Origin of the sequence: Bradyrhizobium canariense, from assembly GCF_900105125.1 — a bacterium.
Taxonomy (GTDB): Bacteria; Pseudomonadota; Alphaproteobacteria; order Rhizobiales; family Xanthobacteraceae; genus Bradyrhizobium; species Bradyrhizobium canariense_A.
Map to the genome: position 1 here is coordinate 4,394,774 of NZ_LT629750.1, position 14,474 is coordinate 4,409,247.

General features: G+C 59.1%; 12 protein-coding genes. 5 read left to right on the forward strand and 7 right to left on the reverse strand.

All coding sequences use genetic code 11. The features are described from left to right. Positions 1-385: 385 nt before the first annotated feature. A complete protein-coding gene (locus tag BLV09_RS20975) occupies positions 386-1,345 on the forward strand; it encodes a LysR family transcriptional regulator (RefSeq protein WP_146688721.1) in 960 nt (319 codons plus the stop codon). 26 nt (positions 1,346-1,371) lie between these two features. Here BLV09_RS20975 and BLV09_RS20980 read toward each other — a convergent pair whose 3' ends face one another. The 3 genes from BLV09_RS20980 to BLV09_RS20990 form a co-directional block, all read right to left on the reverse strand. Then, complete coding sequence (locus BLV09_RS20980; protein WP_146688722.1) at positions 1,372-2,142, reverse strand: hypothetical protein; 771 nt, start codon at positions 2,140-2,142, stop codon at positions 1,372-1,374. A gap of 227 nt (positions 2,143-2,369) precedes the next feature. After that, positions 2,370-3,956 carry a S53 family peptidase gene (locus BLV09_RS20985; RefSeq protein ID WP_146688723.1) on the reverse strand — a complete coding sequence of 529 codons (1,587 nt, stop codon included), beginning with the start codon at positions 3,954-3,956 and terminating at the stop codon, positions 2,370-2,372. A 196-nt stretch (positions 3,957-4,152) separates the two neighbouring features. Then, positions 4,153-4,872, reverse strand: coding sequence for an esterase/lipase family protein (locus tag BLV09_RS20990; RefSeq protein ID WP_167558826.1), 720 nt, complete (start codon positions 4,870-4,872; stop codon positions 4,153-4,155). Positions 4,873-5,353: 481 nt separating this feature from the next. Here BLV09_RS20990 and BLV09_RS20995 point away from each other — a divergent pair, with 481 nt between their 5' ends. The 4 genes from BLV09_RS20995 (at position 5,354) to mobF (ending at position 10,718) form a co-directional block, all read left to right on the forward strand. Beyond that, on the forward strand, positions 5,354-6,898 hold the full coding sequence (locus BLV09_RS20995) for a hypothetical protein (protein WP_167558827.1): 1,545 nt from the start codon (positions 5,354-5,356) through the stop codon (positions 6,896-6,898). A gap of 548 nt (positions 6,899-7,446) precedes the next feature. Further along, a complete protein-coding gene (locus BLV09_RS21000; RefSeq protein ID WP_146688726.1) occupies positions 7,447-7,767 on the forward strand; it encodes a hypothetical protein in 321 nt (106 codons plus the stop codon). 458 nt (positions 7,768-8,225) lie between these two features. Then, entirely contained in the window at positions 8,226-9,575 is a 1,350-nt protein-coding gene (locus tag BLV09_RS21005; RefSeq protein WP_244548770.1) for a type IV secretion system DNA-binding domain-containing protein, read from the forward strand. Between the two features lie 3 nt (positions 9,576-9,578). Beyond that, positions 9,579-10,718, forward strand: a complete 1,140-nt coding sequence (gene mobF, locus BLV09_RS21010) for a MobF family relaxase (RefSeq protein WP_146688728.1) — start codon at positions 9,579-9,581, stop codon at positions 10,716-10,718. Positions 10,719-10,925: 207 nt separating this feature from the next. Here the strand turns inward: mobF and BLV09_RS21015 are convergent, their stop codons facing one another. The 4 genes from BLV09_RS21015 to BLV09_RS21030 form a co-directional block, all read right to left on the reverse strand. After that, positions 10,926-11,261 (reverse strand): hypothetical protein, encoded by a 336-nt coding sequence (locus tag BLV09_RS21015; protein WP_146688729.1) that lies wholly within the window; start codon positions 11,259-11,261, stop codon positions 10,926-10,928. A gap of 65 nt (positions 11,262-11,326) precedes the next feature. Next, on the reverse strand, positions 11,327-12,349 hold the full coding sequence (locus BLV09_RS21020; protein ID WP_146688730.1) for a hypothetical protein: 1,023 nt from the start codon (positions 12,347-12,349) through the stop codon (positions 11,327-11,329). Between the two features lie 831 nt (positions 12,350-13,180). After that, a complete protein-coding gene (locus tag BLV09_RS21025) occupies positions 13,181-13,624 on the reverse strand; it encodes a hypothetical protein (protein ID WP_146688731.1) in 444 nt (147 codons plus the stop codon). A 34-nt stretch (positions 13,625-13,658) separates the two neighbouring features. Continuing rightward, positions 13,659-14,240 (reverse strand): hypothetical protein, encoded by a 582-nt coding sequence (locus BLV09_RS21030; protein ID WP_146688732.1) that lies wholly within the window; start codon positions 14,238-14,240, stop codon positions 13,659-13,661. Positions 14,241-14,474 lie beyond the last annotated feature (234 nt).

The following is a 14,474-nucleotide window of genomic DNA, read 5'->3' on the forward strand; positions in this document are numbered from 1 at the left end:
CTGACAGCGCCATCTGATCGCCACGTAGCACCGAGCACCCAAGAGAGATGCTCGTCGATCGGAGCGCATCAGCCCGTGCAGGGTCCGAGCCCGAGGAGGCACGAGGGAAGCTGTTGTCGCCGGCATCAACCAGCCCTCTCGGCCATGAAAGCACGGGACAGAGGTCCGGCGGCAATCGATGATTGATTATGTGCCGCCGCCACCCGGCGAAGGCCCGGGGGTGGCCGGGCCGTAAGATGAAAAGTGGAGCAATTCCGCCCTTTATTAAGCGGGGAAGAGAGCGCGCGAGGCGACGGCGCGTCGCAAGCCTCCGACCTTCTTTTTTTTCTACCATTGCGCGAGTTTAGCTCTCGCCGCTTTCCTGGGAACTCGCTATAAATTCTCTATGCTTGATAAGAAATGCACAGGCGACCTCGACTGGGAAGACGTTCGCTATTTCGCGGCGTTGGCGCAACATCGCTCGCTGTCCGCAACTGCCCGCGCGCTTCGCGTTAATCATGCAACGGTATCACGTCGAGTTGCCCATCTTGAGGCGCTTCTGGGACGAGCCTTGTTCGAGCGCCGAGCCGAGGGCTACGTACTTACGGCCGATGGCAGAGCAGTGCTGGAGGAAGCGAAGGTCATGGACAGTGCCGCGCTCTCGGTGCTGCGACGCCTCGACGCGAGCGTAGAGCTCAGCGGCCTCGTGCGACTTACTGCTGGGCGCAGCTTGGCCGAAGGATTTCTGATCGACCGGCTGGACGGGCTACATCGACGTCATCCGGGGATTGATCTCGAGTTCATCGGAGAGGTTAGGCTTCTAAGCCTCGCCCGAAGAGAAGCCGACATTGCTTTGCGTTTCGGTCACCCTAAGGGTAGCGAGCTCGCCGCGCGACGTGTTGGCACGATCTACTTTGGTTTATATATCGCTGCGAGTCTGCGCTCTGAACCGGACGCGCTGACGCGATTGCCACTCATCGGCTTCGACAGAGAGGGCGATTCGATCGCTGAGGCTGAGTGGCTTGACCAACATTTTCCCGGGCGCCGGTTCGCCTTCCGCGCGAATAGCCAGATAGCACAAGCTGCCGCGACACGAGCCGGCTTTGGAATTGCGCTGCTACCACGCTATCTCGCCGACAACGATCGGCAGCTTGCAGAGATTGACTGCGACGCGCCCATGCTTGAGCGCGAGCTCTGGCTCCTTATCCGTCCCGACCTGACCAAGGTACCTCGTGTTCGCGCGGTAGCCGATTATCTGGTCGAGATTTTCCGACGCGAACGGCAGCGCTTCGCAGGCCATTCCCCTGCCGCCGGGAGCGAGGCGGTGGAGGTGCAGCCGGCAGAAGAAGCGGCGCCGGAAAGATGAGCTGTGGGCGGAAGCTTAAACCGCAATCACGGACCAAAATTCCACTCTTTAGGCTCGATCGACTTGGCGCCGGCGCGCGATGCTTGCTGCAAAATCGTATTTACAAGGCTAGCGGCACCCCACTGAGGGGCCGAGCAGTTGAGCTGGTTGGCTCGTTCCGCGCCCAAGCTTCCTTGGAGGAAAATGTCAAAATCTGCCTGGTTCGCATCGCCCTTAAGCAAGGATGCTTGCAAGCACATCAGCTGGTATACTTGGTTCCCGAGCTGCAAAATTCGGTGATAGCTACGATATTTTTCGATTGAGGGAGCAGCAGCAGCGTTCATTATTCGGCTGTCTAATTTTATTCGCGTTCCGTAGTCACTGAGGAGTATGAGGAATATTTCATCAAATGACTTGGTAATCCGTGGATCCGACAGGCCCGCAATATTGGGAGCCTCGAGAGCTGCTTTTGAAACATAGTCCTGAAACATTTCCAAATAGATCCGCTTTTGGTCAGCGTCGGGTGTGGTCAACGCTATCGTTGGGAACTTCGGTGCGTCCTGATACCAAGGCCTCATCTCTTGAATAAAACTGACAGTGGTTGATCGAAGTGAGGCGGCGGCGAGGTCGCGGTCCTCGAGCGTCTTTTTCAGGTTGTCTAGCCCGAGGCCAAGGAAGACACCCGCGAACGTGCTTGCAACGCCGATCGCGATTTCAAGGAGTAGGCGTTTTCGATCTGCTTCTCCATACGCGACGGCGAAGACTGCGGCGACAGCGAGCGTTCCCGCGACTATCAGCAAAGACGATATCAAGCTCACGGTAGTGCTCCCGCTCGGAATCGTAGTGTGCTGTTCAATCGATCACATGCGTACACGACGTCGAACCGACCCACCGACCTCATCCTAATGATCGTCGCGCTACGATCACAGAACACGGGCAGGTACCTAATCTGCGGATCCCCGTCGGCGTAAAGGCCGCCCCTCCTCGCGCACCGACGTGCCGGTGAACGGCTCGTCGCCGTTCACCGGCACGTGTGAGGATCCGTTCACGCCAGTTTGGCGGCCAGTTGCTTCAAATCTGGTGAGCCGATCCCAGTGACTAGGTCATAACCTGGCCCGCAGCTGTAGGCACCGTTGCTGCCAGTCAACTCGTCACGGAAGCAGTTGCTGCCGATCATCGGGTAAATCAGCGAATTGAGATACGGAAGCGGCGTTTTGTGGTTGTTCTGTCGCGCCTCGTTGATTAGTGCGCACAAACCTGCCCAGATAGGAGCGCTCCAGCTGGTGCCACCGTACTGCAGGCGTTGACCGTTCAGGATCACCAGCGCGCCTTCGTTGGGATCTGCGGCTGCGCCGACATCGGGTACCATCCGTTGATTACCGGCTGGCACACCGTGGCCCTGTTGCCACGCCGGCCGCGGCTGGAAATTGCTCTTCCCGCCGCCGCTGCCGGTCCAGCCGGTCTCGGACGCCACTTGGCCATTGTTCGCCAGTCGCAGCGACGTGCCACCCACCGCCACCACGTGTGGGCTAGTCGACATCCACTCGGCAGCAAGCGGACCGTTGGCATGATGGCCGTCCGGCCCTGGATTCGACCCAGCATCGCCGGTCGAGACAAACACGTTGACGCCCAGCGCGGCGAACCGGACAAATCGAGCCTCCTCAGCGTCCACCTCGCCCTTCGCCATGTATGCCTCGCTTAGGCCCAGGCTGATCGACACAATCCGCAACTTCGGCTGCGCCAGCGCGTCGGCGTAGATGCGATCGAGCGCACGGTCGAGATCGATGAAGGAGAGCGTGCCGCTGGCGTAGATGCGCACGTTCGCGTCGGGTGCGATGGTGCTGGCCCATTCCGCGTCCAGCGTCTCCTCGCCCGACGGGGTAGGCAGCGCTCCGCCCTTAACATTGATCTTGGTGATGCGCGCCAGACTACCGGCCACACCGTTGGCCGTCCAGAAGGACGTCAGGTCGGTGTCCAGTGGAACGGTATCGATCAGAATCGCAATCTCCTGTCCTTTCCCGGTCAGGCCCAGCCTCGCGCCGTCATAAGCCTTCAGGATTTCTGGAACCAGATAAGGCGGCGCGTTGGCGATCGCCGGTTCCTCGCCATCCGCCTCTGGCGTCGTCTGGATATACGAGCGGAGGTGCTTGCGCGCCTGTCGGTAAGGTTGCAGCCCGCCAATATTCACCACCGCGCCACCGATATCCTCGGGCAGGCTTGGCACGTCGGAAGCGGCCGTGTACGTCTGGCCCTCCCGTGTGACCCGCACCGTGTGTACGCCAAGGCTCGCCTCGACCTGCGAGGCCGGAGCACTAGCGTAAATCGTGGTGCGATCGGGCGTCACCCCCGTGATGGTGAAACCCTCTTTCTTCAACCACGTCTGCAGTGTGCCGGCGGCGGTCGGATCGACGGCATATTTCGTCGTCAGCTCCTGGGGCGGAATCGTCTCGCCCTTGTCGACGCGCTCCTCCAGTTCTTTCTCCAGCGCCGGCGGAATACCGAGCGAGAAACTTACATCCATCTTCTCGTCGCGGCTTTGCGGGTCTGCCGCGCTGACGATCAGGCCATGCGCAGTCACGCCGGAGGTCGGAATTGCGATCACACTGTTTGGGAACATTTTCCTGTTTGCCATTTTGCAATCCTCTCGTTTTCAAAAGTTCATTGTTCAGGTGACAATCCAGATTCGCTTCGCTTCTTTCGCGTTAGTTTGACGCCTTGATCGACTTCTTCTGCTTACCGGACGACTTCTCTGCACTCCGGCTCTCCTTCAGCTCAGACGCCCTTAGAACAGGCATCGCTCCACGTTCTGACGCGGCAGAACGCCGTTGCTATTTGAAGAGCGTCGAACAGGTGTTGAGGACAGGCTGCAAACGCTTGGGGTTCATGCCCTGTAGATGTGGGCCCCAGCCGGCAATGTAACCGTTATAGTCGAGGGGGATCGTCACCTGTTCGGCGACGGCACCAAGTGTTTCCGCGATCGCACTTTGAATAGGGACGACGCCATCGTCAGGGTGATTTCCCGAAAAGTCAGTGCAGGTTATTCCGAAGCAGTGATAGAGGTGTCGTTGTGCCCCCTCACCGGCGGAATCCTTCAATGCCTTCAGCTCTGGGCTGAACGGCGAGACGGATGCAGATCCAAGGTCAGGCGTTGGAAGCCAAGGTCCTATGCCAAGATGCGGAGTGCATATTGTCACTAAGGCGCTGACAGGCAGACCACCAGCGATCATCTGACGAGCTACGACACCACCTTCACTATAGCCTATCAGAATTAGGGGGGAGGCGAGTTGCGGCGGTTGGACTAGAGGGCGAAGATCACGCGCGGCGTCAACAAAGCTCTCGGTGTGAGTTTCGTACGTCGCAACATACAAATTCCATCCTGCGGCTAATGGGTGCAACACCGTGCAGATGGATTTCATGCTGTTGCCGTCGGCATCCCATCCGTGCAAAAGCACACATGACCCGCGTTTTCCGCCGGTAGGACCGCACGGTTCGATGGAGGCCTTTGTCGGCTGTACCTTCTGTACTTCGTAAGTATGCCTATTTGCCAATTTTACCTCCTCTTCAAAATAGGCGTTGGATTACGGATTGTCCTTCCCAGTTGTTTATGGCTTGCGCAAACAAGTAGGTGGCGCGGAAGAGTGATTTTCATTTCTACCGGTGCGCGAGCTTAGCCGTCGCCGCTTTGTTGGGAACTCGCAATAAATTCTCCATGCTTGATAAGAAATGCACAGGCGACCTCGACTGTGAGGACGTTCGTTATTTCGCTTGCGTTGATGCGATACCGTTCGCTGTCCGCAACAGCCCGCGCGCTTCGCATTGATCCTGCGATGGCATCGCGAAATTGTGTCGGCGCATGAGACGATCCACGCTTCTCGTTGCCAAGACTATAGAGATGGGGGAAGGTGCACTCGAGAGATCGGAGTCAAGCGACCGAGCGCGTCGCAAGAGCGATAACATCGGGCTGCAGCTTCGGCGCGCAAAATGCTGCTATCTTGGTGGAACCATATCAACCACTGATGCACGAACCCGATGAAACACCGTTTTACGCGCCAGCAGCTTTATGACCGCATCTGGTCAACACCAATGACGCGAGTGGCCATTGAGCTGGGTACAAACACGAACCGGTTAAGCTCGTTGGCTCGTGGTGCCGGCATCCCCACGCCTTCGTCCGGTTACTGGATCAAGAAGGAGTTTGGCAAAGCCGAGCCTCAACCGCCCCTCCCCCCAGCTCCTCCAGATTGCCCAGAGCCTTTGGTGCTGGATACGGCCACCGAAACCACACGCGCACGACGGCCCGAAACTGCTGCGCGTAAAATCGAGTCAGCAGCCCAATCGCTTTCTGAAGTGGAGGCAACATTCGCACCAACTGCAGTCGCTTCCTCGTCCCCACCCGCACCAGCGCCTCGCCCTTCTCAGCCGGCGACCGTCACTCGGGAAGCCCTCTATGCTGCTGTGTGGGAAACGCCCATGTCGCGGTTAGCGGAGCAGTACGGGATCAGCGACAATGGTCTCGCCAAAAAATGCCGTCGGGAAGACATTCCATACCCGCCGCGGGGCTATTGGGCCAAACGAGCGGCTGGCAAGGCGCCTGAGCGAACGCCGCTAACCGAATCCGGCCGACCTTCCCGTCCGATCACCATTTATCCGACCCCGCTGGCAGAGCCGCCCCCTGAGTTACCGGACGACGTGCGCCGCCAAATAGAGGATATTCACGCGGAAGCGTCCTCGATGAGAGTATCCGAACGCTTGGTGAAGCCACATGCTATTGTTGCGGCATGGTTGGCAGACCATGAGGAGAGAAAGCGGCGTGCTCGCGAGGAGCGCGACCCATGGCGAAAAAAGCTATACGACCCCGGTGACCTTAGTGTCAGCGACCGACGACAGCATCGCATTCTCGACGCCTTATTCAAGGCGATCGAGCGCAGGGGTGGGAAGGTCAAGCAGGGCGACCGTCGGGATCTCTTTGCCAAACTTGCCGGTGAACAAGTGGAATTCCAGCTCCGGGAGAAGCGCAAGCAGACTCGCCGTCCGCTGACTGCTGATGAACAGCGCTGGCGGATAGCGGATGATAAGGACTGGAAACCAGAACTCGCGCCAACCGGTCGTCTTGCCTTCGAAATAAAGACCTATTTGCCTGCTGGGTTGAAACGTCAGTGGCTGGAGACTGAAAAGCAGCCACTGGAAGACATGTTACCCGATATCGTCGCCGTATTGGTTGCCGCAGGTCCACTGCTTGTTCAGCAACGATTGGAGCGGGAAGTTGCCGAGCGAGAACGCCAGCTTGCCGAGCAACGCCGATATGAGGAACGACAAAAGAAGAAACGAGACGCCAATCGGTGGCGACATTTCAAGGAAATGGCATTGGACTGGCGCGAACTCGCCGCCGTGCGGGATTTCCTAAGCGCGCTGCGTTCAATGGATATCGATCCGTCGGTCGAGATCGACGGTCGCAGCCTCGAGGATTGGCTGACTTGGGCCGACGAATGGCTACAACGAGCAGATTCCACGGCGAATGGTCTCGAAGATCTGTTCGACGGGTTAGCTGAGATAACAGAATGGTCTTATCGGGACTGATCAGTCCGCAAATCTCCCGCGGGGTGCTGCTTTGGTCTAACCTTTCGTTCTCCCAGCCTGTTGTGGCCGACAGGTCCGGCAGCCTCTGCTCTATCAAATCGTAAAGCTTCGTTCGCCCCAGACCGGTCGCCGCGCACGCATCATCAATCGTGCGGCGAGCCGCTGAGCGAATGGGATCATCTTGTTTTAGTGATGAATGCAAAACGTCATTTCGCAAAATAGAGAATGGGCGCAAAGAATAGGCAACGCTGGCGGGTGACGGCGTAGTTTTAGCGACGCAAACAATTTTTCGTTGATCGTATGATCGGCGGTGTTGCGATCCAAGAAGAACACATTGTGTAAACGATATCGTCGCGGGCTAGTCTCGAGTCAATCGATGCTGCGTGCGGCTGAGATTTGCTGACCCGCTACCTCTGCTGCTTCCTTTCCTGAATGGCAGCCCAAATGTGGCGTGCGAGACGATCGCTCCGCCGACGAGCGCGTCGGCTTTGCGTCACGGCTTTGATTAAGCGCGCTCTGGTCGCTCAGCGAGCACCTGGAGGTCATTGATGACCGAAAAGACAAAGCCTGTCTCGATCCGATTGGCGCGAGAGGAGATCAATCAACTCCGGGCACGCGCTTATTCACTTTCGGCGACCGTCAGCGGCGTTGCCAGAGACCTGATCCGCACAGGGTTGGCAGGAGGCGACAACAAAGCGCTTGCTGATCGGTTGATGCTGATCGAGCGACGTATTGTTGCGCTTGAGCAGCAAGGCCAAGAAATGCACGCTCGAATTCAGTCGATTGATCAGTCGACCCGCGACCTGTTTGCGATGTTTGAAGCGCTATTGAAGGCGCTGACGGGGGAAAGCACTGGGAGGCCAGCATGAGCAAGCACCTACGCATTATTTCTTTCATTGCAGCCATAAGCTGCTTTGCTCTGTCGGAAGGAGCTTATCAAGTTGGCTTCGATCTGTGGCCGCCCGACGCCACGATGGCGGATGGGACGACGACGCCCTTTCGATCGGCCGACTTAGAAGCTTGTCTGAAAGGACGAACCATGGCGTGGCTCGGTGATCGCAGTGGCGACCTCTATTGGCGCAACTGCCAACGTCAGCTTTCGCAATATCGAGCGCTCGACCGATTCGAAATCCGATTCTGGATGGCAATCAGCTTTGGTCTTCTTGGCTTTGCATCGCTGTCGATGTTTGCGTTGGCCCTTCGCTTCGATTCACCGTTGTTGAAAGTCCTTCGTGGGGCACGGCTTCAAGCTGGCAGTCGAGGCCTGAAGGCGTTTGCTCAGGCTTGCGCAGCAGAGTGCCGGATTCATGGCGAAGGCATATCTCTCGTGCCAACCGTTCCCCTGAGCCGTGAGCGCGAGGCACGGCATTTCCTGATTCTCGGCAGCGTGGGCGGCGGCAAAACCCAGACCATGCTGCACCTCATTGGAGAGGCCATCATCCGCGGGGACGGTGTGCTGGTGCTCGATACCAAGGGCGACATGATGGGTGGCCTGCCGGCAGAGGGCGAACCTCTGCTGGTTGCGCCCCACGACAAACGGTCTCTGGTCTGGGATATCGCGGCCGATTGCAGCATCAAGCAGGATGCCCGCGAACTCGCCGCCCGCTTTATTCCCCGGAGCTCCGATCCAATGTGGTCAGAGGCGGCACAGGAGATCTTCGTCGGCTGCATCGCCTACCTACAAGCAACCAGGGGACGCAATTGGGGCTGGAGCGATCTCGAAGCCGTCGTGACCGCGGATATCGATCAGTTCGCCGCTTTCGCAAGGGATCACAATCCCAATGCGATCCGGCTGCTTGCCCAGCCTGACAGCAAGACCACGCTTAGCATTTTGACAACCTTCCAGACCCACATGCGGATTGTCTCGGTGCTAGCGGATGCCTGGTCCAACCCTTCCGCTGCCCGTTTCTCGATCCGCGCCTGGCTGCATAGTCCTGTTCCCTATCGTCCGCTGATCCTGCAGCATGATCCCGGTTATCCGGAATTGTCGCGGATATGGATCGGTAGCATGTTGGGTCTTCTAGCTTCTGCAGTTGGTAGCCCCACTTTGAGAGAAAGCCGTGAGCGGCGGGTATGGCTGTTTCTGGATGAGTTTCCGCAACTTCCACCCATCAAGCAGTTTCCGACCTTTTTGGAGCTCGGCCGCTCCAAGGGGATCGCTGTCGTCATTGGCGCACAGGACACAGCCCAGATCAGGGCGGTCTACGGCCAGGATCAGGCAAAGTCCTGGTTCGGGATGACCGGCACCAAGATCATCACCCGTATCAATGCAAGCGAGGCGGCCGAGGACATCAGCCGCCTGATCGGGGAGCAGGAAGTGGAACGTCGCACACGAAGCTCGACCCGAGCCGGCGGCAAGACCAGCGTCACCGAAAGCGTTCATCGCGAGACCCGCCGCGTGGTCACTGCTTCCGAACTTGCTTCCCGGCTTGGCCCAACCAAGGACGGCGTCCGGGTGCTGTTGTTGGGTTTGGGTGAAGCAGTTTATGAGCTGGAGCTGCCCTACATCAGCCTACAGATGCGCCGCGAGCCGATCATGCCGGCGGACTGGACCCATACCTCCCCTTCAATGTCGCCAAAGCAGATCAACGGAAAGGCGAAGCCCGAGGCGCTGCCGCCTTCCTCTTCCCGGCTGACCAAGGACCTGGCCGACCGGATCCGCGAAACGCGGCGCTGAGCCATGGTGACCTCGATCTCCGCGCGGGGAAGCGCCGCGGCGGCACTTGGCTATTACGATCATCTGCAGCGCGACAATTACTATAGCCACGGTGGCGAGCCACCGGGTCGGTGGGCGGGACGCTGCGCTGAGCGGCTGAGCCTGACCGGACCGGTGACGCACGCTGAATTCGAGGCTGCGCTTCAGGGCCTCGACCCCAAGACCGGAGAACGGCTGGTGCAGATTGGCGGACGCGGGCGGGAGCATTCAGCCGGCTGGGATATGACCTTCAGCGCCCCAAAGTCGGTCTCGGTCTTGTGGGCGCTCTCGGAAAAGCCTGAGCGGGTGGCAATCGAACAGGCCCACCAATCGGCGGTGCTGGCCGCAACCAAGCAACTCGAAGAGACCGCCGGCTGGGCACGTCGCGGTCGTGGCGGCAGCGTACGCGAGCGGACGGCGGGACTCCTGATGGCGCAGTTCGATCACCACACCAGCCGCGAATCCGATCCCCAGCTCCATACTCACAGCTTCATCTTCAATCTCGCCCCACGTCGAGACGCCAGCTGGGGCGCGATCGTCAGCCGCGAACTCTACAAGGCGCAGAAGCAGGCCGGCCAAACCTATCGCCAGGCGTTGGCTGGCGAGCTGGAGCGACAGGGTATTCGCCTCGAACGACAGGATAATGGTTTCCGGGTTGCGGCCATTCCCCGTCATGTCGATCGGGCTTTCTCCAAGCGGCGTCAGGCTATCGAAGAAGCTGCCCGCACCCACGGCTACAACACGCCCAAGGGAATGGAGCTGGCCGCTCTTCGAACCCGGCGTCCCAAGCGGGACGCCAAGCTCTCGGACCTCGTCAAGCATTGGCAGGCGGAGGCTAACACGCTTGGGTTCGAGCTTGGCCAAAGTCACCGACAGTTTCAAAACGGCGTGGCCGCCGCCGGACGCTCGCTCTCGAGCGTATCGGGCAAGCGGTTTGGCTCGGCGTCTCCTATCCCTTCTTCGTCCTCACAAATGCCGGTCAATACTGCCGCGGCGGGCGCAGCCCAAAGTCCAGCCGCTCAACTCGGATCCCTGCTCGGCCAGGCTATTCAAGCCCTGGATCAGCCAGCCCGCATGTCAGCCGTCCGGATCAAGCTTCGTTATCAAGAGCAGGAGCGGGAGTGACTGTCGTTGCAATAGGTGGTTAACGCTACGTCTCACGGACAGCGTTGGTTGACACTTTTCTCTGTATACGCACTTTACGCGCGCAAGTTCTTGTCGGGAATTGAGTTCTGCCGAACCGCATCGAAAACTGTCAGCCAAGACACGGCAGGCGTAAACGGTCTAATCGCGAAAGAAGTCGCCTCACTTCAATGAGATAGAAGGCCTCAATCATCGAAGCGTCAGCACCGCAGGTGCATAGGGTGTGAGAAATTCTTCTTCCCCTTTTTCTTTGGGCTGACGATTTGCCTTTCCAAAAATACTGCCTACGCCGGTATCGAACTTCGAACGTGCAGAAGCATGAGGTCCGGTAGTTCGAGCGGTGGCGAAACGCCTGTCGATGTGCAGTGATTCGGTCTGTCCGTTGCCTGTTTGATGCAGAGAAGTTGCAAGTGAGCCGGCAAAATACTTGCACTCGGGCGGTGCAGGAGCGAGTGATGAAAGCGAAGGACTGTGGCAAACAACTCTGCATCGCTGCGCATCCAATCGATAGCCCGCGATCGCCACATTCGACGATTTTTGAGTGAATCCAGGAGCCGGTGCGATGTCGCGGTGATGCCACTTTCTGATGCTCAGCGCGAACTTGCGCTCGCGTTTGCGCCCGCTGCAAGCAGGAGCACCACTGCCATCGGATCGAGCACCACGACGAGCGCTAGCGTCAGCATTCGGACGGGTCGTTCGAGGTCGGCAGATGGCATGCCGATGAGCTCGGCGAGATATCGCACAGGTCCGACGTCGGCCTCAGCGCGTCTGCGCTGAGCGTCGACCCTGGCTTTATCGATCTGCAGGTTGGCAAGCACCCCGGCCTCGCGCTGTCGCGTCGCCACGATATCGGCGCGATCACGACGCTTTTGGTCAGCTATCGTCATCGCGCCGACAGGGCGGCCGAGCCGCGTCGATTCCTCAATGGCCGCGTCGATCTGAGCAATGCGCCTGTCGAGGTCGGCCACGGTTTGGCCCTGGATCGCAAGCCTGGCCTCCGTGTCGGCCACCTTGTCCGCAAGCGCCAGATCGACAGTCACCATGTGATCCAGGTGGGCCTTTGTGAGAAAGCCGAATACGCCGACGGCGTTCAGGCTCATCATCAGCCCAATCATCGCCACCAGAATCAAGCGTAGAAGGGCCGGCGCCGTATACCAATTCTCGGTCAACCAGGCTGCGGCGACGAGCTTCCCGGCTTCCAAAGTGGCGCCCATGATGATGACGGGCCAGAACGCACCAGCAAAGATCGCGGTGAGGCCATCGATGGAAAAGGCCGCCGAAACGCACGCGAGCAACAACGCGACCATGAACGCGGCAAGCTTCACAGGTGTCATTGATCGCCGCGTCACAGTTGCTTCGTGTGTGACCGCGACGCCCGCGGACTCTGTAATGGCTGGTGTAACAGACGTCGTTGCGATGATCTCTTCGGCGTTACGGCGGATGTTGCCCGCTTGCTCCCATGCTCTCAGGCGGCGACCGGCTCGCATCCGGTTCCAGCCCCATTCACGTCCGAGCTCCGCGGCGCTTGCGGTTACACGCCCATCTGGCTGCGAGCGCAGCCAAGCCAGCGCCTCTGCTTCGTCGAATGGGCGATTCGGAACGGTTTCGGTCATGAGGAAACGCCGCCCTTTTCAATATATTCGAATCCCGAGTGAACCGCGGCGTGGTGTCGTCGAAACTACGCGATACGCTTGTAGCTAATCGCCTCTGAGGCTTTATGACTCGGAGCTAACAAAGAGTGGCACCAGGTAGACATCTGCTAAATGGCCGATTCGCACGCCACAGCACGCTGCAGTACTCACCGGATAGCTGCCGGAGATTGCGTCTTGCGGCCGCCTTCTGCCGTCTGAGACGACAAAGTGCAGATTGCTAGGAGAGCTGGGAACCCCACCGACCACGTCGGCCAGCGCCGGCGTCGCCGGCGCTTCACCCTGGCGCGCGCGAGGGGCAGCGCCCCTTAGATCTTAAGCGTGAGAATGTTGGGTAGCTCGGCAGAGGTGAGAACTCGAGGCAAGAATGAGAAAATCGAAAGAGGCACCCGCAGGAGGGTCAGCATAGCGCCGCGGCCTAGCCGCGGGACCCGGGACCGAGTGCAGTCGCGAGACCGGTTAAGAAGGCACCCGAACGCGAGACAGTGATAGCGACGCCGGCATGCAATGACGGCGGGGCCCGCGAGCGAGTGCCTCCGGCGAGCGACACATTATTTTGCGCGAGGGATCGAAGCCGTACGGCCGAGACGCTGCGCGGCTCGGTTCGACGAGAGTCCGGTCTGGCACTTGCTAAACGCGCGCAAATGAAAAAGGGGCTTTGGATTCACCCGCTACCTACATCGTATCGGTGCGAAGGAATGGGAAATCACGCCGGGAGAGCGATCAGCACACTATTCGGATTACTGCGCCGATATCAGGCGCCAGAACGTATGAACCTCGGAAGAACGAGCGTGCTCAAACGACCCGGATGTGCTGCCAAGTATCTGAGAGCAATGCGTCCACCGCGTCATCGAACTCTGATGCGACCCAGACCTGGCCCAGCGATTTAGGGTATCGCGCTACGTGGTTCTTGTGGATTTCACTCAGGTACTGCAATTCGTCGAGGACCTTGAGATTTGATTTCAGGCCAAGGTTACACGCATATGCATACAAGGCCGTCAGATCATGATTGCCCGGCTCTTGACCGGCAGCACGTTCTCCCGCCGTTTTGGCATGGACTAAGACAGATCGAATTGCGAGTTCGACCGCGTGCGCTAGGAGGAAATATCTAGGCCAGTTGGGCTGCCCATTGACGATATCCGGCATCCCGAGAGCTTGGTCTCGATACATGCGCGCCCGCGCATGCCAATCCAAGGCCGGAAGAGGGGCTGTCAATGGTGGGAAGATCGGCGGTTTCATGAGCGGCTCCGAAGCGCGCTCGTCGGCTGCATTGTCATCGCGCGAGCTCCCGCTGCACTCTCTTCATGCTTGCATCCACGTTCATCTTGAGTTTGTCCGCATCGAGCCCGATCTTGCGCACCTCATCCATAGCGACCGCCTCAAGATCCTTCGCCAGCGCTTCGAAGAATGCCTGATCCGCTTGCAGGTCGGCGATTACTGCGTCGCGCCGCCTAACCGAGATCGCCTCTTGCCCGCGCTCCCGCCAGAAGTTGTGCGCGAGGTAATCCCGCCGCCGCTTCGCCTCGTCGACGCGCTTTTCGAGCGCCGGATCGAGCTGAAGGAACTCCTTGACACCGCCTTTTCGGCTGATGAGCTGGCCGAACGTCTTAGCGTGCTGTCCGGCGAGATATTCCTCGAGTTTGTGAGCCATCGTGTACTGGTCGTAGATCGGCTTCCCGGCCTTCCTCGACTCCTCGTACATCCGCTTCACGAAATCCGCCGTCAGAATCAGGTTGGCCAGGACGCCCTCGACATTGCAGCCATGAGAGAACGTCAGCCCGAAGTGGGCATACACGTCCTTCATATCGTCCTCGTCCCCCATGAGCCACCAAAAGACACGCCACAGCCAGCGCATTGTCTGATCCCGGAAAGCGTGAAAGCCACGGAACCCTACACCAGAACGCGAGAGACTAAAATGTCCCATCCTCGACGCGTTTCATGGCCGGACGATTGGGGTTTTTGACTTTATCCAACGCCTCGATCGGCCGCTCTCGTATGGCAGGGCGCGCCGCTTGGCGACGATGACTTTGTGACCGAGCTTGCACACGTGATCGAAAATGGTCGGCCACGAGCCCTCGATGTGCTCGTT

Bases quoted from the DNA above. Each gene is read 5' to 3' on its own strand.
- BLV09_RS20975 (WP_146688721.1), top strand. From the start codon at position 386: ATGCTTGATAAGAAATGCACAGGCGACCTCGACTGGGAAGACGTTCGC.
- BLV09_RS20985 (WP_146688723.1), bottom strand. From the start codon at position 3,956: ATGGCAAACAGGAAAATGTTCCCAAACAGTGTGATCGCAATTCCGACC.
- BLV09_RS20995 (WP_167558827.1), top strand. From the start codon at position 5,354: ATGAAACACCGTTTTACGCGCCAGCAGCTTTATGACCGCATCTGGTCA.
- BLV09_RS21000 (WP_146688726.1), top strand. From the start codon at position 7,447: ATGACCGAAAAGACAAAGCCTGTCTCGATCCGATTGGCGCGAGAGGAG.
- mobF (WP_146688728.1), top strand. From the start codon at position 9,579: ATGGTGACCTCGATCTCCGCGCGGGGAAGCGCCGCGGCGGCACTTGGC.
- BLV09_RS21020 (WP_146688730.1), bottom strand. From the start codon at position 12,349: ATGACCGAAACCGTTCCGAATCGCCCATTCGACGAAGCAGAGGCGCTG.
- BLV09_RS21025 (WP_146688731.1), bottom strand. From the start codon at position 13,624: ATGAAACCGCCGATCTTCCCACCATTGACAGCCCCTCTTCCGGCCTTG.
- BLV09_RS21030 (WP_146688732.1), bottom strand. From the start codon at position 14,240: ATGCGCTGGCTGTGGCGTGTCTTTTGGTGGCTCATGGGGGACGAGGAC.